Here is a 17,647-nt window from a genome sequence, read left to right as displayed (position 1 = left end):
CCGGATCCCCCTGACCTGACCGGTGACGTACCGGCCGCGCGCGAGCCAGTCACCAGCGGCCCGGCGCGGTGCCGGTGACCGGCTCGGAGGGCGTGCCGTCCACTCCCACCGGTACGTCACCGGCGAGCATCACCCGGTGCATGATCCGCGGGTGGCCGAGGTGGGCGCTGTCGCCCGGTGCCAGGTGGATGGTGGCCCGGTTGTCCCAGAAGGCCACGCTGCCCGGCTCCCAGCGGAACCGGACGGTGTACTCGGGCCGGACCGCCTGCTCCAGCAGTATCTCCAGGATCGCCGCGCTCTCCGCCCGGGAGAGGCCCTCGATCTGCTCGACGTAGTAGCCGTTGACGAACAGCAGCCGCTCACCCGTCTCGGGATGGACGCGCACCAGCGGGTGCCGTGTGGCGATCTGATGGCCCATCAGGTGATGGACGTACGCGTCGTCCCCGGGCCGCGGCTGGTAGCCGACCCCGAGCCGGTGCTCGGCGCGCAGACCGTCGACGAAGGCGCGCACCGGCGCCGACAGCCCGGCGTAGGCGGCGGCCAGGTTGGACCAGGTGGTGTCGCCGCCGTACGGCGGGACGGTCTCGGCGCGCAGGATCGTGGCGGCCGGCGGGTCGACCCGGGCGCCGTGGTCGCAGTGCCAGCCGCGCAGCAGCGTGTGCCGGCGGCGACGCAGCCACTCCTCGTGGTCCATGCCGAACCGCCCGCCCAGCTCCAGCCGGTCCGCGGTGGTCTCCACCTCGGGGACGTCCGGCGGTGACGCGCCGCCGCGCCGCCGCAGGACCACCGGTTCACCGAAGCGGCGGGCGAGGGCCACGTGGGAGGCGTGGTCCAGCCGCTGCCCGCGGAAGAACACCACCTTCCAGCGCAGCACCGCCGCGCGGATCTCCGCCGCCGCGCTGTCGTCGAACTCTCCGGCCAGATCCACTCCGGTGATCTCCGCCCCGATGTACCCGGCGACGGGCCTCACCTCGATCCCGCCGGCCCGCCGCCCGCCCGCCGTGCCCGTCTCCGTCGTCATCCCCGCGCTCCGAAATGCTCGTCGTAACGGTCTTCGCCGATCGTGTCAGCGTTTCCCGTTCCCGGCGACAGGGCCTCTCTCCGGCCACACCACGGACCCGGATGATCCGCCCGGGTCCACGCGACGGCACCGGCGTCGACTCCACCGAGGGACACGGTCCCGCCGAGCCCACCGCCCTCATTCCGCGGCCGGACCTGTCTTCTGGAAGGTCCTCCAGTACTGGCGTCGCTTCTCGTCCCTCACCACGACGCCGAGGCGGGCCAGTTCCCCACGCAGTTCCCGAACGTCGCCGTCGGAGGGACCCTTCTTCTCCAGCAACTCCTGGCGGGCCTTGAGGAGGGCGTTCGCGCCCTCCGGGCGTCCGGGGGTGTCCGGGACCCAGCGGCGGAACTCGTCCTGGTGCGGATCGGCGTCCGCCCACACGTAGCCGTGCTCGGTGAAGGCGTCCGCAACGCGGGCGGTGTCCAGGTCGCACTCCTGCCGGGCGAGTTCGCCACCGTCGCGGCCGAGCAGGACGAGCTGCTTGCCGTCCCGGAACACTGCGGCGACGGCATCGCGCGGAAACTCCCGCTCCCGTCCCTTGCTGGTGAGCACGACGCGATCATCCGACAGGCGAACCACCAACTGCTCGTGCTGGGCGACAAGTCCAAGGACCAGCCCTGCCCCCGCGCCCGCGGCGGTCAGCGCCAGGGCGGGAAGGGACGCAACCAGCTCAGCCGGCCCCTGCAGCGGCGCCCAGGGCAGTGCCACCAGCCAGTCGGCCAGGAAGTCGACAAGCCAGCCGACACCCGCCCCCACCAGCGCGAAAACGGCATAAACGCACACAGTAATCACGGTCGACTGTCCGAGCACGGTGAGCCGACCTTCCTGCGACTCACGTCCCGTTCCCTTGCGCATGTCCATGTCCCCCTCGTCTCCCCTGCCGCGCAATAATAGACCGAGCGCTCGATCTATTAATACCCGGTACGAGAGCGAAACTGGGAGTCGAGCCAGAAAGGGGCCCAGATGAGGACAGTCGACCCGGCCAGGCACCAGGCACGACGCCGGCACATCATCAACGCCGCGACCGAACTCTTCGCCGCCAAAGGCTTCGAACGCACCACCACGGCAGAGATCTGCAGGGCCGCCGGCATGAGCGCGGGCAACCTGTTCCACTACTTCCCCAACAAGCGCGCGATCTTCCACGCCGTCTTCGAGGAGGACGAGCACGACGGCACCACCAAGGCCGAGCGTCTCGCCGCCGCCCGCACCGCCGACGACCCGTGGACCGCCCTCCTCGACGTCGTGGATCTTCTCGCCGCCCCTGCCACGGAGCCGCTGGTCCCCGCCCTGGTCATGGAGGCGATGATCCAGGCTTACCGCGACCCCGAGCTGGAAGCGCTGCTGAGCCGCGACAACGACGAGGAACGGTCCACGATCGTCACCCTGCTACGCGACGCGGCAGCGGCAGGCCAGATCGACGCAGCCCTGGACCCGGACGACACCGCGGCGTGGGTCATGGCTCTCATCGCCGCTCTCTACACCAGCGCCGCCACCGACCCGTCCTTCAGCCCGACCGGTCAGCTCCCCACCCTGCGCCTGATCCTTCACCGCTTCCTACGGCCCAGCACCGCTGCGCAGCAGGAGCGATGAGCGGGCGCCCCCGCAGGAACCGACAGCCCTGCGGGATCTGCGAAGACGCGCCAACTCCGCCGTGCGTCACGAAAAGCGTTTGACGCTCGTCGGCGTCCGGCGGTCGGATGTCGTGCCATGACCACAGGGCCCATGCATCCCGGCATGCATCCGATCGACGACGACCTTGTACGGCGGCTGATCGCCGGGCAGTTCCCTCAGTGGGTGGGACTGGCGGTGGAACGGCTTCCGTCCGGCGGCACGGTCAACGCCATGTACCGGCTGGGCGACGAGATGGTCGTACGGCTTCCGCTGGTGCAGGGCGGGGCCAACGACGTCTCGATGGAACGGACATGGCTGCCTCGCCTCGCGCCCCACCTGCCCACCCCCATCCCCGAGGTGCTCGGAGCCGGGCAGCCCGCCGAGGGGTATCCGTGGCCGTGGTCGGTGTACCAGTGGCTCGCGGGGGACAATCCCGAGGCGGGGGCGCTGAGCGAACCTGTCCCGCTGGCCGAGGATCTGGCCGAATTCGTGGCGGCGATGCGGAGCATCACCCTGCCCGGGGCGCCGCGAGCGCACCGCGGCGGGCCGGTCGCCTCGCTCGACGCGGAGACCAGGACGGCGATCGAGGAACTGCGCGGGATCCCGGAGGAGGGCGTCGACTGCGATGCCGCCACCGCTGTGTGGGAAGAGGCACTGCGGGCCCCCGGCTGGGACGGGCCGCCGGTGTGGCTGCACGCCGATCTCATGCCGGGCAACCTGCTGGTGGACGGCTCCAGGCTGACCTCGGTCATCGACTTCGGATGCCTGGGGGTGGGTGATCCGGCGTGCGATCTGTTCCCGGCCTGGAATCTGCTGCCGGCCGTTGCGAGGGACGTCTTCCGCGAGGCGCTGCGCGTGGACGACGCGACCTGGATACGCGGCCGGGGGCGGACGCTCTCGCAGGCGCTGATCGCACTGCCGTACTACCGGAAGACGAACCCGGCCATGGCGCACAATGCCCGGCACGTGATCCGGACGGTGCTCGAGGAGGACTGAGGCATCCTGGACAGCGCGCCTGACCTGCGCCGTCTCGGCGACCGTTCAGGGGAATGTGCCGGGCGACGCGCGTGGCGGGATGCCGGTTCGTCGACATCTCTGCCGTGACCCTGCCGCAGATCCCGCCCATGCTCGCCACGCCCGGCTCGCTGCCCCCGGCCGCCCAGGACGCGCGGTGGGCGTACGAGACCAAGCAGGACGGCCAGCGTGTGGTGGCCTATCTGCCCGGGGACGGCGGGCTGGTGCTGCGGGCCCGCTCCGGTGAGGACATCACCGCCGCCTACCCCGAACTGCGGCCCCTCGGCCGGGTGCTCGGGGCCACGCCCGCGATCCTGGACGGGGAGGTGCTGGCGCTGGACGAGCGGGGCCGGGCGAGCTTCCAGCTGCTCCAGGGGCGCATGGGGCTGGCCCACGCCCCCGCCCTGGCGGCGCGCCGGGCCGCCCGGGTCCCCGTCCACCTCGTCCTGTTCGACGTGATGCACCTGGGCGCGCACCCGCTGCTCGCGCTCCCGTACGTCCGGCGCCGCGAGCACCTGGAAGGCCTCGGACTGACGGGGCCCTACTGGTCGACGCCCTCGGCGGTCGTCGGCCACGGCGCCGAGGCGCTGGCCGCCACCCGCGAGCACGGTCTGGAGGGCCTGGTGTGCAAGCGGCTGGACTCGGTGTACGAGCCGGGGGTGCGCTCCCGCGCCTGGATCAAGATCCGCAACATGCGCGGCGAGGACATCCTCGTGGGCGGCTGGCTGCCCGGCAAGGGGCGCCTGACGGGCCTGCCGGGCGCCGTCCTCATGGGGCGGCGCAGGGGCGGGCGGCTGCGCTACGTCGGCAGCGTGGGCACCGGCTGGAGCGAGGCGGAGCGGTCCGAGCTCGCCGCGCTGCTCGCGGCCCTGGCGACCGACGTGTGCCCCTTCGACCCCGTACCGGCGGTGCGCGGGGCGCACTGGGTGCTGCCGCGCCTGGTCGGCGAGGTCCGCTACAGCGTGCGCACGCGGGCCGGGAGGCTGCGCCAGCCCTCGTGGCTGCGGCTGCGGCCCGACCTCACCCCCGAGGAGGCCGCGGTGGAGGACCCGCCCGACGACGTGGAGGGGTGACGGACGTGGAGGGGTGACGGATGCGGGGGGGCGGACACCGAGGGGTGACAGGACGTCAAGTTCCTTACAGGGCTGCCGTCGACAGCCGTACGGGCCGCCTTCGCCGAGGTCTATCGTGTCCCGCATGTCCGTACCCGAACTGATCCGTGTCGTCTCCCGCGACTCCCCCATGGCACTCGCCCAGGTGGAACGGGTCCGCACCGAACTGGCCGCCGCGTACCCCGGTGTGCGCACCGAGGTGGTCCCGGTGCGGACCACCGGGGACAAGTGGCTGGGCGATCTGTCCGCGGTCGAGGGCAAGGGCGCCTTCACCAAGGAGGTCGACGCCGCGCTGCTGCACGGCGAGGCCGACCTCGCCGTGCACTGCCTGAAGGACGTGCCCGCCGACCGGCCGCTGCCGGCCGGCACGACGTTCGCCGCGTTCCTGAAGCGGGACGACGTCCGCGACGCCCTCGTCCACCCCGGCGGGCTCACCCTGGACGAGCTGCCGGCCGGCACCCGGATCGGCACGTCCGCGGTGCGCCGCGTCGCCCAGCTCGCGGCCACCCACCCGCACCTCGCGTGCGTGCCGTTCCGCGGCAACGCCAACCGGCGGCTGGAAAAGCTGGCCGCGGGAGAGGCGGACGCGCTCCTGCTCGCCGCGTCCGGCCTCGAGCGCATCGGACGCACGGACGTCGTCAGCGAGGTGCTGTCCCCGGAGGCGATGATGCCGCCGATCGGCGCGGGCATCCTCGCCCTCCAGTGCCGGGAGGGCGACAGCGAGCTCATCGAGGCGGTCGGCGTGCTCGGCGACCCCGGCACGTGTCGCGCGGCCACCGCGGAACGCATGCTCCTGCATGTGCTCCAGGGGCACTGCAACAGCCCGATCGCCGGGTACGCGCACGTCGACCGCGGTGGGGAGCTCTCACTGCGGGCCTGTGTGTTCACCCCCGACGGCAAGACCCGGCTGAACGCCCACGAGTGGGCGGGCCGGCTGGACGCGGCCACACTCGGCACGTCGGTCGCCGTCGCCCTGCTCCGTCAGGGCGCCCGGGAGATCATCGACGGCATCCCGCACTGACGACGCGGGCGCGCCGGAGTACGACGCGCGCGACGGTGCGGGCGGCTCGGCCCGCGCGACGGTACGGCGGGATCAGCCCGCGGTACCCGGTTCCGCCTGGTCGCGCAGGAAGGTGCTGATCTGGTGCGCGAGCCCGCCCTGCCCGCCGGCCGCGTGCGCGCCGGTCCCGGCGGACTCCTCGTGCCCGTCGACGCAGCCGGTCCACAGCGCGCGAGAGGTCCACTCGTCGTCGACCCGCAGCTGGATCTGCGCGTCGATCCGGGACAGGGCGGCCTCCGGCCCCGCCGCGTACAGCACCGCCGTGGCCCGGCGCAGCGGATAGACGTCGTAGCCCTCGATGAACTGCGAGTTGCGCCAGTCGACGAACGCGCCCTCCCCGTCGGGGCCGATCCGCACGTCGATCTGCCCGTCCTCCAGGTGGACGCCGAAACGCCGTGTGCCGCGGTTCTCCACGGTGACGCGGAGGCGGAAGTACGTCATTCCCTCGGCGGCCTCGTCGCGCCCCCGCGGCGGCTCGGACCGCTCCAGTCGGTGGACGCGGACGCGCAGACCGGCATGCCCCTCGTACTCCTGCCAGTCCCCGACCACGTTCGGCTCGTACACAATGCACCTCTCGACTTCCAAGAGCTGCTTCCTATCCGCGCGCTCAGCGCACTGTCAAATGTGCGGAATGCGCCGTGGCCGGGGAATTCACGGTCTTTGATCGCTGATCAAGCCGTGGGCAGGAGGAATTCACCGGCGGGCCGTCGAGGCGGTCTCCGCGGCGTGCCGCACATCACTTTGACGGGCGGTGCCGACGGCGGTCCGCCGGCACCGTCAGCGGGCCAGCCGGCCGAGCAGGGCGGAGGCCGCGGTGATGCCGAGCGCGGCGGCCACCACGAGGACCACGAAGTCGAGGGCCAGGTGCGCGGGGGTGCCGAGCAGCAGCCCGCGCAGGGCGTCGACCTGGTAGCTCAACGGGTTGGCCTTGCTGACGGCCTGGAGCCAGCCCGGCATGACGGCGATCGGGTACAGGGCGTTGGAGCCGAAGAACAGCGGCATCGTGATCGCCTGCCCGATGCCCATCAGCCGGTCGCGGCTGAGCACGATGCCGGCGATGGTCATCGACAGGCAGGAGAAGAACGCCGAGCCGAGGATGACGGCCGCGGCGACACCGAGCAGCCGCAGCGGGTTCCAGGTGAGCGCCACGCCGAGCAGAGCGGCGATGACGACCACGACGATCGCCTGGATCAGCGCCTTCACCCCGGCCGCGAACGCCTTGCCGGTGACGAGGGCGGAGCGCGGGGTCGGAGTGACCAGGAGCTTGTTGAGGACGCCCGCGTCGCGCTCCCAGATGATCTGGATGCCGTAGAAGATGGCGATGAACATGGCGGACTGGGCGATGATGCCCGGCGCCATGAAGTCGATGTACGGGATGCCGCCGGTGGGGATCGCCCGGATGCGGGTGAAGGTCTGGCCGAAGATCAGCAGCCACAGGGCGGGCTGCACCGCGCGCGTGTAGAGCTCGGTGCGGTCGTGGCGGAGTTTTTGGAGCTCCACCGCGCACATGGCGACGACCCGGGCGGGCAGCAGCCGCCAGCCGGCGCGGGGCTGCGGCGGCCGCAGCAGCAGGCCGATGTCGGCGGCGCGGACGGCGTCAGCCGACGCGGTGCGCGGTGCGGCGGGTGCTTCGGACATCGCGGAAGTCTCCTGAGGTCTCGTCGAGGCCGCTGCCGGCCACGTCGCGGAAGACGTCCTCCAGCGTGGGCAGCGGGTCCGTGGCCGGGGCGCCCTGGGCGCGGCGGCGCTCACCGAGCCCCTCGCGCAGCTCGGCCGGGGTGCCGAGGGCCCGGATGCGGCCGCGGTGCATCAGGGCGACCCGGTCGCAGTACTGGTCGGCCTCGTCCATGTAGTGGGTGGTCACCAGGACCGTCATGCCGGTGGCGGCGCGGACGGCGCCGATGTGCTCCCACACCCCGGTGCGGGCGATCGGGTCCAGGCCGATCGTCGGCTCGTCGAGGATCAGCAGCCGGGGTGAGCTGACCAGGGCCTGGGCGAGTTCGAGGCGGCGGACCATGCCGCCGGAGTAGGTGTTCGCCAGCCGGTCGGCGGCGTCGGCCAGACCGACCGCGGCCAGCGCCTGGGCGACCCGCTCGGCGCGTTCGCGGCGCGGGACGTCGAAGACGCGGGCGAACAGGGTGACGTTCTCCCGGCCGGTGAGCGCGGCGTCGGCGGACAGCTGCTGCGGGACGTAGCCCAGCAGGCGGCGCACCGCCATGCGCTCGGCGGCGGCGTCGTGGCCGAAGACGCTGACCATGCCGGAGGGGACCGGCAGAAGGGTGGTGATGCAGCGGATCGCCGTGGTCTTCCCGGCGCCGTTGGGGCCGAGCAGCCCGAACACCTCGCCCGGGCGCACGGACAGGTCGACGCCGTCGACGGCGTTGGTGTCGCCGAAGGCGTAGGCGAGCCGGTTGCAGGCGACCGCGTCGGCAGCGGGCTGGGCGGCAGCGTTCCGGGTCATGGGCGATCGGCCTCCTCGCGCAGGTTGTCGGCCAGTCTGCGCAGCGCCGGGATCGCCGCGCGCAACGCGTCCCGGTCCGTGTCGTCGAGCCGGTCCACCTGGCGGCGTACCAGGGCCGCGCGGCGTTCCCGCCAGTCGCGCAGGCGGGTTCCGGCGGCCTCCGTCAGCAGCAGGCGCGCGGCCCGCCGGTCGGCGGGGTCCGTCTCGCGGATCAACTGACCGTCCCGGACGAGCTGGTTGACCAGTGTCGAGACGGAGTTGCCCGCCAGGTGCAGCTCCTTGGCGGCCTCCGAGACGCCTATGCCGGGGCGGCCCTCGACCAGCCGCAGCAGCTCGATCTCGGCGCCGCGCGGCCGGTTCACAGTCATCCCGGTGCGCAGCCTGCGGCGGATCAGCCGCTGGACGCCGACGAGGGCGTCGGCCAGCTCTTCGGGGAAGGTTTCCGGGGTCACGCTGCCAGATTATCTCTGTAGCAGAGGTAATCACCCCAAGAGACGGTCAAGGACGGTCAAGGACACGGATGCGGATGCCGCGGGCACGGTGGCGGGCGGACGCGGACGCGAGCCGGGCGGTGGCTCGGGTCCGGCGCTGAATCGCGGGTCCGGCCCGGCGCGGAACCGGCCGGCGCATCCGCATTCGCACCGCCAGGGAAATGCACGCATTTCCTCCGGTGGCGATTCTCCGGATTCTGGACAACAATTGACATTCGTGCGGTCGCATACCGTCACCGCATTCCCGGAACAGTTTCGTAATCGCCGACTTCGGGAATCCCGAGTCCAGTGCTTCGGACAGGAGGCACGTCCGTGGGAGCCGGCGCGCCGGGCCCCGATGTTCATCTCTCCGTTCGGTCCGAGCCCCGCGCCTCCCAAGGTGTCCGTCCATCCAGCACCTGCTGAGGGAGGCGCATCTCATGCGTACCACCGGCAGAACGAAGACCCATCCGCACGACGACGCCCCCGACACGGCCGCGGCGTTCGAACGGCTCGCCCGTATGCCCGACGGCCCCGAGCGCAAGGCGCTGAGGGACGAGCTGGTGCAGGTGTGGCTGCCCATGGCCGAGCGGATCGCCGTACGGTTCCGTGGGCGCGGCGAGGCCCTGGAGGATCTGTACCAGGTGGCCGCGCTGGGCCTGGTCAAGGCCGTCGACCACTACGACCCGGCGCGCGGCTACGCGTTCGAGGCGTACGCCGTGCCGACGGTCACCGGGGAGATCAAGCGGCACTTCCGCGACCACATGTGGACGCTGCACGTGCCGCGCCGGGTCCAGGACCTGCGCAACCGTGTACGGCGTGCCACGAAGGAGCTGGCGCAGACCACGCCCGGCCGGACGCCGACCGTGGCCGAGATCGCCGAGTACGCGCACCTGAGCGTGAGCGACGTGCACACCGGGATGGAGGCCCTGGACTGCTTCGCCGCGCTGTCGCTGGAGGCGGAGGTCCCCGGTACGGACGGCTACGCGCTCGGCGACGGTCTGGGCGAGGCCGACGCGCGGTTCGACCTGGTCGTGGACCGGGTGGCGGTCAGGCCCTGTCTGGAGGCACTGCCCGAACGGGAGCGCACCATCCTGTACCTCCGGTTCTTCGGGGGCATGACGCAGAGCCGGATCGCGCAGCAGCTGGGCATTTCCCAGATGCATGTCTCGCGCCTGCTCAGCGGGTGTTTCGCACAGCTGCGGGAGGAACTGCTCGCCGAGGCCGGGTGAGCCTCGCGGCGGCACGCCTCCCGTACGGGGGCGGCCGTGCCCGCGCCGTTTCGGCGGCGCGCGGGGGGTACTCGGCAGGCGTCTTCCGCGCTCCGGCCGGACACTGGTGTCAGGCTGGTGGAAACCGGTCTGACACGACCAGGACGGACCATGAACCACGACAGGACACCTTCCGGCAGTTCCCCCGACGTCGTCTCCACGCACACGGTGTGCGGCGCGCCCTGCTGGGTGAGCCTGACCAGCCGCGATCTTCGGACCACGGAGGACTTCTACCAGGCGGTGCTGGGCTGGGAGTGGCGTCCGGCCAGACTCGGCGACCACTTTCGCATCGCGCTCGCGGAGGGCGCCCCGGTCGCGGGCATCGGCGCGGTGGCCGCCATGTGGCAGATGGCGGTCGCCTGGACGCCGTACTTCGCCGTGCCCAGCGCCGACCAGGCCGTCGCACGGGTGCAGGAACGCGGCGGTACGGCCGCGGTCGGCCCGATCTCCTTCCCGCCGGGGCGCGCGGCGCTGCTGGCCGACCGGGACGGGGCGACCTTCGGGATCTGGGAGGGTGACCTCCTGACGGACTGGGAGACCTGGCGCAAGGCCGCGCCGGCCTTCATCCGGCTGCACACGCGCGACGCCTTCGACGCCGCCATCTTCTACGGCGAGGTCCTGGACTGGGCCTCACGGCAGCCCGACTGCTGCGAGGTCCGCTACGAGGGCGACGAGGTGGTGCTGCGCAGCCACGGGGAGGTCGTGGCGCGCATCGAGTCTGGCGCGCTGGAGGCGGCGCCCGACCCCACGATCCGCCCGCACTGGCAGATCCACTTCCGCGTGGCCGACGTGGCCGCCTGCGCCCGCACCGCCGAGGCCCACGGCGGCAGCGTCCTGCGCGAGGGCCCCGACGAGGCGGTACTCCGCGACCCGGACGGCGCCCAGTTCACGGTGACGTCCCGCCGCGAGGCCTGAACGACCGGCCCGCCCTCCGGGCGGACGACGGGACTTCCGCAACAGGCCCTAGCGGCGTCGGCCGCGGCGTCCGAGCCCGCGTGTGGCCGGCTTGGTGGGGTGGTGGGGGGCCGTGGGGGTTCTCGGGGGGCGGGACAGGAGGATCAGGCTGCGGGGGTCGGCGTGGAGGGTGCCGCCGGGTTTGTGCTCGGCCTCGTCCGGGAGGCCCAGGGGCTCGGCGCTGTCGAGGAGGGTGGTCCAGCGGTCTCCGTAGGCGGGGCCGGGCAGGCGGAAGTCGACCGGTTCCCAGTAGCCGTTGAGCAGCAGGAGGAAGGAGTCGTCCACCACGGGACGGCCCTGCCGGTCGGGTTCGGCGATGGCGTCGCCGTTGAGGAAGACCGTGACGGAGTGCGCGTCCGAGCGCTGCCAGTCCTCCTCCGCCATCTCCCGTCCGTCCGGCAGCAGCCACACCAGGTCCGGCAGCGGCTGGTCGTCCCGGGTCGCCGTCTCCCCCTGGAAGAAGCGGCGCCGGCGCAGCACGGGATGGGCGCTGCGCAGGCCGATCAGGTACCGCGTGAGGTCCGCGAGCTCCCGCTGCTCGTCGGTCAGCCGCCAGTCGGTCCAGGAGACCTCGTTGTCCTGGCAGTAGGCGTTGTTGTTGCCGCCCTGGGTGCGCCCCAGCTCGTCGCCGTGGCACAGCATCGGAATGCCCTGTGAAAGCAGCAGCGTGGCAAGGAAGTTGCGCTGCTGGCGGGCCCTCAGTTCCAGGACGGCCGGGTCGTCGGTGTCGCCCTCGGCCCCGCAGTTCCAGGACCGGTTGGCGCTCTCGCCGTCCCGGTTGCCCTCGCCGTTGGCCTCGTTGTGCTTGTCGTTGTACGACACCAGGTCCAGCAGCGTGAACCCGTCGTGCGCGGTCACGAAGTTGACGCTGGCGCGCGGCCTGCGCCGGTGGTGGGCGTACAGGTCGGCGGACCCGGTCAGCCGGGAGGCGAACTCGCCGAGCGTGTGCTCCTCGCCGCGCCAGAAGTCCCGTACCGCGTCGCGGTACAGGCCGTTCCACTCCGACCACAGCGGCGGGAAGTTGCCCACCTGGTAGCCGCCCTCGCCGACGTCCCAGGGCTCCGCGATCAGCTTCACCCGGCTGATCACCGGGTCCTGCTGGATCAGGTCGAAGAACGCCGACAGCCGGTCCACCTCGTGGAACTGCCGGGCCAGCGTGGCCGCGAGGTCGAAGCGGAAGCCGTCGACGTGCATCTCGGTGACCCAGTACCGCAGCGAGTCCATGATCAGTTGCAGGACGTAGGGGTGCCGCATCAGCAGGCTGTTCCCGGTGCCCGTGGTGTCGTAGTAGTGCGCCCAGTCGCCGTCGACCAGGCGGTAGTACGAGGCGTTGTCGATGCCCCGGAAGGACAGCGTCGGGCCCTTCTCGCTGCCCTCGGCGGTGTGGTTGTAGACCACGTCGAGGATCACCTCGAGCCCCGCCGCGTGCAGCGCCTTGACCATCGACTTGAACTCGGCGACCTGCTGCCCGCGCGTACCGCTTGCAGCGTAGCCGTTGTGCGGCGCGAAGAAGCCGATGGTGTTGTAGCCCCAGTAGTTGGAAAGGCCCCGGCCCTGGAGCACGCCGTCGTGCACGAACTGGTGCACCGGCATCAGCTCGACCGCGGTCACGCCCAGCGAGGTCAGGTGCTCGATCACCGCCGGGTGCGCCAGCCCCGCGTAGGTGCCGCGCAGTTCGGGCGGGACCTCGGGGTGGGTGCGGGTCAGGCCGCGTACGTGCGCCTCGTAGATCACGGTGTCCGAGTACGCCCGTCGGGGCAGGCGGTCGTCGCCCCAGTCGAAGGCCGGGTCGGTCACCACGCCCAGCATGGTGTGCCCGGCGCTGTCGGCCGGGTCCGGGCCGTGCGCGGCCCGCTCGTACAGGGAGGGGTGGTTGTCGATCTGCCCGTCCACCGCCCTGGCATAGGGGTCCAGGAGCAGTTTCCTCGGGTTGCACCGGTGGCCGGCGGACGGGTGCCAGGGCCCGTGGACCCGGTACCCGTAGCGTTGTCCCGGCCCGACACCGGGCAGATAGCCGTGCCACACGAAGCCGTCGACCTCGGTCAGGGGCACGCCGCGATGGGTGCCGGCGTCGTCCACCAGGACGAGGTCGACACGCTCCGCCACCTCGCTGAACAGCGCGAAGTTGGTGCCCTTGCCGTCGTACACCGCCCCCAGCGGGAAGGGGTACCCGCTCCACACGGGTACCCCTGTCCGATGCCTTCGCCCGGTCACCGGGCGGCTTCCAGCACGGCCCGCGGACCGCTGAGCGGAGAGGCCAGTGCCGCGACCGGCGTCTCGCGCGGCGTCTTCAGGCCCTCGCGCAGCGTCGGGGCCGGAGCCGTCGGGACCAGCGGGACGCGCACCCCGGCGCGGGCCCGCTGCGAGAACCAGATGATCTTGCTGCCGGTCTCGGCGGCGCAGCAGCCCCAGCCGTCGCTGGTCGCCGCGATCCGGGCGAGGCAGCCGCGCAGGTCCTGATCGGGGCGCAGATCGTGGTTGTTCTCCCCGACGGCGGTGATCAGGTGCTGACCGGTCCACCACATCTCGATCGAGATGTGCTTGTCCGTGGCGTGCTCGTCGATGGCCTTCAGCAGCATCTCGGCACCCCCGCACACGGGTTCGACCAAGTCCTCCAGGTCCCAAAAACGCAGGTGCGCGGCCAGAATGCGCCTGACCTGCCCGACCCGTTCCGGGCTGACTTCCACGTCGAGGTGGTAGTAACAGGGCACTGCGGTCTTCATCGTCGTTGACTCCTCACCGGCGAGGCCCACGCTCCTCTCCCGCAGGTGCGAGAAGCCCCGGACACGAAGCGTGAGCAAGTGTTGCCTCTGAGTAGAATCAACAGTGCGGGCGCTACGCCATTCGTGCAACACGAGCAGGTCAGCGAGCTTGTTGAAGATCCAACAGGACGCTGTGTCGTTGAACGTGCACCATGAGTGAAGTCTCGAGCGCCGTCAACGGGACCGCTGCTCACGCGTGCGCGGTCGCCGCCCCGGCTGTCGGGGGAACGAGCCCATCGAGCGCATCCGAAAGGTGAACGGCGCCATGCTGCTACCCGCCAAAGCCGAAGTCGCCCGGCATCTGCGCCGCTACCGGGCGTGGGAACGCGCGATGCTCGCATCCCCCGACGACCGCCGGGTGCGGTCCACCTTCGAGGACTCGGGCTACACCTTGTGCGTACTGATGGGGAAGCGCTGCGCCCGGGAGGCCGCGGACGCCGCCGAGCGCTATCTGTGCACCAGCCTCGGCACCTACCTGCGGGAGCAGAGCGGCCGGCCGCACCGGAGCGCGGTCCCCCGCCGGGGCCCGCCGAAGGCGGCCCAGGCCCACAGGCGTACCCACGCCGGGAGGTAGGTCCTCCCGGCACGACCCGATCCCCGGCCGGGCGCGCGCCCGGCCTCGAGCACGGTGGAGGTGACACCCATGAGTTCGACCCCGAGCCAGGCCTGGAGTCCGGCCTCGAGTACGCCCCCGAGTCCGGCCCCGTCGATCGGCCGCATCCCGGTGCGGGACGTCCGTCCGGCCGTGGAGGGCGGCAGGCGGGCCGCCAAGGCGGTCGCGGGAGAGACGTTCCCTGTCACCGCCACCGTGTTCCGCGAGGGTCACGACGCCGTGGCCGCGAACGTCGTCCTGCGCGATCCGGAGGGCCGGCCCGGCCCGTGGACGCCGATGCGCGAGCCGGCCCCCGGCAGCGACCGCTGGGTCGCCGAGGTCACTCCGGACCGGGTCGGCCGCTGGACGTACCACGTGGAGGCCTGGTCGGATCCGGTCGCCACCTGGCGCCACGCCGCCTCCATCAAGGTCCCGGCCGGCATCGACGCCGGTCTTGTGCTGGAGGAGGGGGCCGCTCTGCACACCCGCGCGGCCGCCGCAGTGCCGCGGGGTCCGGAGCGGGAGACCGTGCTCGCCGCCGCGGCGGCGCTCCAGGACGACGAGCTGCCGGTGATGACGCGGCTGGCGGCGGCGTTGACGCCGGAGGTGGACGCGGTCCTCGCCCGGCACCCGCTGCGGGACCTGGTCACCGCCTCCGCACCACTCGGCCTGCTCGTCGAACGCGAGCGGGCCCTGTACGGGTCCTGGTACGAGTTCTTCCCCCGCTCCGAGGGCACCCCCGAGCAGCCGCACGGCACCTTCCGCACCGCCGCCCGCCGCCTGCCCGCGATCGCCGCGATGGGCTTCGACGTCGTCTACCTCCCCCCGATCCACCCCATCGGCACCACCTACCGCAAGGGCCGCAACAACTCCCTCGACGCCCACCCCGACGACGTCGGCGTGCCCTGGGCCATCGGCTCCCCCGAGGGCGGCCACGACACCGTCCACCCCGCCCTGGGCACGATCGACGACTTCGACCACTTCGTCGCCCACGCCGGCGAACTCGGCCTGGAGATCGCCCTCGACTTCGCTCTGCAGTGCTCCCCGGACCACCCCTGGGTGCACAAGCACCCCCAGTGGTTCCACCACCGCTCCGACGGCACCATCGCCTACGCCGAGAACCCGCCCAAGAAGTACCAGGACATCTACCCCCTGGCCTTCGACGCCGACCTGGACGGCCTGATCGACGAGACCCTGCGCGTGCTGCGGCACTGGATGGACCACGGCGTACGGATCTTCCGCGTCGACAACCCCCACACCAAACCGGTGATGTTCTGGGAACGCGTGATCGCCGACATCAACGCCACCGACCCCGACGTGATCTTCCTGGCGGAGGCGTTCACCCGGCCCGCGATGATGCACACCCTGGCCCAGATCGGCTTCCAGCAGTCCTACACCTACTTCACCTGGCGCACCACCAAGCAGGAACTCACCGAGTACCTGACCGAGCTGTCCGGCGAGGCGGCGGCCTGGATGCGGCCGAACCTCTTCGCCAACACCCCCGACATCCTGCACGCCTACCTCCAGGACGGCGGCCGTCCCGCGTTCGAGGTCCGCGCCGTTTTGGCCGCCACCCTCGCCCCCTCCTGGGGCATCTACAGCGGCTACGAACTGTGTGAGAACACCCCCGTGAAACCGGGCAGCGAGGAATACCTCGACTCGGAGAAGTACCAGATCAAGCCCCGTGACTGGGCGGCCGCCGCACACGAGGGCCGCACCATCGCCCCCCTCATCACCCGCCTCAACGACATCCGCCGACGCCACCCCGCGCTGCACCGCCTGCGCAGTCTGCGCTTCCACCCGACCGACAACGACGCCGTGCTCGCCTACAGCAAGAGCGAAGGGCCGGACACGGTCGTCGTGGTCGCCAACCTCGACCCCCACCACACCCAGGAGGCCACGGTCTCGTTGGACATGCCGCAACTCGGCCTGGACTGGCACGAGTCGATGCCGGTGCGCGACGAGCTCACCGGCGAGACCTACCACTGGGGCAGGGCCAACTACGTACGCCTGGAACCGGGCGAACGGCCCGCGCACGTGCTCCACGTCCAGCGATCGTCCACCTCGTCCGAGATCGGAGGGCCCCCAGCGCCATGACTGTCAACGAGCCCGTCCCTGACATCTTCGAAGACGCCCCGGCCAGGGACCGGGACCCGGAGTGGTTCAAACGTGCCGTGTTCTACGAGGTCCTCGTCCGCTCCTTCCAGGACAGCAACGGCGACGGCGTCGGCGACCTGAAGGGCCTGACCGCCAAACTCGACTATCTCCAGTGGCTCGGCGTCGACTGCCTGTGGCTGCCCCCGTTCTTCAAGTCCCCGCTCAAGGACGGCGGCTACGACGTGTCCGACTACGCCGCCGTGCTCCCCGAGTTCGGCGACCTGGCCGACTTCGTCGAGTTCGTCGACGCCGCCCACCAGCGCGGCATGCGCGTGATCATCGACTTCGTCATGAACCACACCAGCGAGCAGCACCCGTGGTTCCAGCAGTCCCGCAAGGACCCCGACGGCCCCTACGGCGACTTCTACGTGTGGGCCGACGACGACAAGGGCTACCCGGACGCGCGGATCATCTTCGTCGACACCGAGACCTCGAACTGGACCTTCGACCCGGTCCGCGGCCAGTACTACTTCCACCGGTTCTTCTCCCACCAGCCGGACCTCAACTACGAGAGCCCCGCGGTGCAGGAGGAGATCCTGGCCGCCCTGCGCTTCTGGCTGGACCTGGGCATCGACGGCTTCCGGCTGGACGCGGTCCCGTACCTCTACGCCGAAGAGGGCACCAACTGCGAGAACCTCCCCGCGTCCCATGCCTTCCTGAAGCGGGTCCGCAAAGAGATCGACCGGATGTTCCCGGACACCGTGCTGCTGGCGGAGGCGAACCAGTGGCCGGAGGACGTGGTCGACTACTTCGGCGACTACGCCGCCGGCGGCGACGAGTGCCACATGGCCTTCCACTTCCCCGTCATGCCCCGCATCTTCATGGCGGTCCGCAGGGAGAGCCGCTACCCCGTCTCCGAGATCCTCGCCAAGACCCCCGCCATCCCCGCCACCTGCCAGTGGGGCATCTTCCTGCGCAACCACGACGAGCTCACCCTCGAAATGGTCACCGACGAGGAACGCGACTACATGTGGGCCGAATACGCCAAAGACCCCCGCATGCGCGCCAACATCGGCATCCGCCGTCGCCTCGCCCCCCTGCTCGACAACGACCGCAACCAGATCGAACTCTTCACCGCCCTGCTGCTCTCCCTGCCCGGCAGCCCCATCCTCTACTACGG

Annotated in this window: 17 protein-coding genes; 9 read left to right on the top strand and 8 right to left on the bottom strand. The window is 71.6% G+C overall.

The features are described 5' to 3' along the window. Positions 1 to 49 precede the first annotated feature (49 nt). Complete coding sequence (locus ACIHCX_RS31785) at positions 50 to 1,021, bottom strand: TauD/TfdA dioxygenase family protein (RefSeq protein ID WP_400035633.1); 972 nt, start codon at positions 1,019 to 1,021, stop codon at positions 50 to 52. 177 nt (positions 1,022 to 1,198) lie between these two features. Further along, positions 1,199 to 1,846 carry a hypothetical protein gene (locus ACIHCX_RS31780; protein WP_400035631.1) on the bottom strand — a complete coding sequence of 216 codons (648 nt, stop codon included), beginning with the start codon at positions 1,844 to 1,846 and terminating at the stop codon, positions 1,199 to 1,201. A gap of 180 nt (positions 1,847 to 2,026) precedes the next feature. Between ACIHCX_RS31780 and ACIHCX_RS31775 the strand changes: the two genes are divergently transcribed. From ACIHCX_RS31775 to hemC, 4 genes are all read left to right on the top strand, one after another. Further along, on the top strand, positions 2,027 to 2,653 hold the full coding sequence (locus ACIHCX_RS31775; RefSeq protein WP_400035629.1) for a TetR/AcrR family transcriptional regulator: 627 nt from the start codon (positions 2,027 to 2,029) through the stop codon (positions 2,651 to 2,653). A 117-nt stretch (positions 2,654 to 2,770) separates the two neighbouring features. Beyond that, positions 2,771 to 3,670 (top strand): aminoglycoside phosphotransferase family protein, encoded by a 900-nt coding sequence (locus tag ACIHCX_RS31770; protein WP_400035627.1) that lies wholly within the window; start codon positions 2,771 to 2,773, stop codon positions 3,668 to 3,670. 104 nt (positions 3,671 to 3,774) lie between these two features. After that, positions 3,775 to 4,761 carry an ATP-dependent DNA ligase gene (locus ACIHCX_RS31765; protein WP_400035625.1) on the top strand — a complete coding sequence of 329 codons (987 nt, stop codon included), beginning with the start codon at positions 3,775 to 3,777 and terminating at the stop codon, positions 4,759 to 4,761. 124 nt (positions 4,762 to 4,885) lie between these two features. Further along, on the top strand, positions 4,886 to 5,821 hold the full coding sequence (hemC, locus tag ACIHCX_RS31760) for a hydroxymethylbilane synthase (protein ID WP_400035623.1): 936 nt from the start codon (positions 4,886 to 4,888) through the stop codon (positions 5,819 to 5,821). 72 nt (positions 5,822 to 5,893) lie between these two features. Here the strand turns inward: hemC and ACIHCX_RS31755 are convergent, their stop codons facing one another. From ACIHCX_RS31755 to ACIHCX_RS31740, 4 genes are all read right to left on the bottom strand, one after another. Next, the gene (locus ACIHCX_RS31755; RefSeq protein WP_400035621.1) at positions 5,894 to 6,424 is read right to left on the bottom strand and encodes a hypothetical protein; all 531 of its coding nucleotides are present in this window, start codon (positions 6,422 to 6,424) and stop codon (positions 5,894 to 5,896) included. A 213-nt stretch (positions 6,425 to 6,637) separates the two neighbouring features. Beyond that, positions 6,638 to 7,498 (bottom strand): ABC transporter permease, encoded by an 861-nt coding sequence (locus ACIHCX_RS31750; protein ID WP_400035619.1) that lies wholly within the window; start codon positions 7,496 to 7,498, stop codon positions 6,638 to 6,640. Then, positions 7,458 to 8,321 carry an ATP-binding cassette domain-containing protein gene (locus ACIHCX_RS31745; RefSeq protein WP_400035617.1) on the bottom strand — a complete coding sequence of 288 codons (864 nt, stop codon included), beginning with the start codon at positions 8,319 to 8,321 and terminating at the stop codon, positions 7,458 to 7,460. The genes ACIHCX_RS31750 and ACIHCX_RS31745 overlap by 41 nt, the downstream gene beginning before the upstream one ends. Continuing rightward, positions 8,318 to 8,773, bottom strand: coding sequence for a MarR family winged helix-turn-helix transcriptional regulator (locus tag ACIHCX_RS31740; RefSeq protein ID WP_400035615.1), 456 nt, complete (start codon positions 8,771 to 8,773; stop codon positions 8,318 to 8,320). Before ACIHCX_RS31740 ends, ACIHCX_RS31745 begins: the two co-directional genes overlap by 4 nt. Positions 8,774 to 9,231: 458 nt before the next feature. On the opposite strand from ACIHCX_RS31740, the gene ACIHCX_RS31735 reads away from it, so the two are divergent. Continuing rightward, positions 9,232 to 10,023, top strand: coding sequence for a SigB/SigF/SigG family RNA polymerase sigma factor (locus ACIHCX_RS31735; protein WP_400035613.1), 792 nt, complete (start codon positions 9,232 to 9,234; stop codon positions 10,021 to 10,023). 150 nt (positions 10,024 to 10,173) lie between these two features. Further along, the gene (locus tag ACIHCX_RS31730; RefSeq protein ID WP_400035611.1) at positions 10,174 to 10,977 is read left to right on the top strand and encodes a VOC family protein; all 804 of its coding nucleotides are present in this window, start codon (positions 10,174 to 10,176) and stop codon (positions 10,975 to 10,977) included. Positions 10,978 to 11,025: 48 nt separating this feature from the next. On the opposite strand, the gene glgX is transcribed toward ACIHCX_RS31730, so the two are convergent. Together glgX and ACIHCX_RS31720 are read right to left on the bottom strand one after the other, a co-directional pair. Continuing rightward, positions 11,026 to 13,197, bottom strand: coding sequence for a glycogen debranching protein GlgX (gene glgX / locus ACIHCX_RS31725; protein WP_400035609.1), 2,172 nt, complete (start codon positions 13,195 to 13,197; stop codon positions 11,026 to 11,028). A gap of 29 nt (positions 13,198 to 13,226) precedes the next feature. Continuing rightward, positions 13,227 to 13,739, bottom strand: a complete 513-nt coding sequence (locus ACIHCX_RS31720; RefSeq protein ID WP_400035607.1) for a pep a2 — start codon at positions 13,737 to 13,739, stop codon at positions 13,227 to 13,229. 304 nt (positions 13,740 to 14,043) lie between these two features. Here ACIHCX_RS31720 and ACIHCX_RS31715 point away from each other — a divergent pair, with 304 nt between their 5' ends. The 3 genes from ACIHCX_RS31715 to treS form a co-directional block, all read left to right on the top strand. Continuing rightward, positions 14,044 to 14,352: a DUF5133 domain-containing protein gene (locus ACIHCX_RS31715; RefSeq protein ID WP_400035605.1), complete on the top strand. Its 309-nt coding sequence runs from the start codon at positions 14,044 to 14,046 to the stop codon at positions 14,350 to 14,352. Between the two features lie 69 nt (positions 14,353 to 14,421). Further along, complete coding sequence (locus ACIHCX_RS31710) at positions 14,422 to 16,467, top strand: alpha-1,4-glucan--maltose-1-phosphate maltosyltransferase (RefSeq protein ID WP_400035603.1); 2,046 nt, start codon at positions 14,422 to 14,424, stop codon at positions 16,465 to 16,467. Beyond that, on the top strand, positions 16,464 to 17,647 hold a 1,184-nt coding region (gene treS, locus ACIHCX_RS31705; RefSeq protein WP_400035601.1), incomplete at its 3' end, for a maltose alpha-D-glucosyltransferase. The genes ACIHCX_RS31710 and treS, both read left to right, overlap by 4 nt.

The organism is Streptomyces sp. NPDC052043, from assembly GCF_044548235.1.
Classification (GTDB): Bacteria; Actinomycetota; Actinomycetes; order Streptomycetales; family Streptomycetaceae; genus Streptomyces.
Note: the sequence above shows the minus strand (reverse complement) of the source record. Positions and strands in the feature narration are given on the sequence as shown.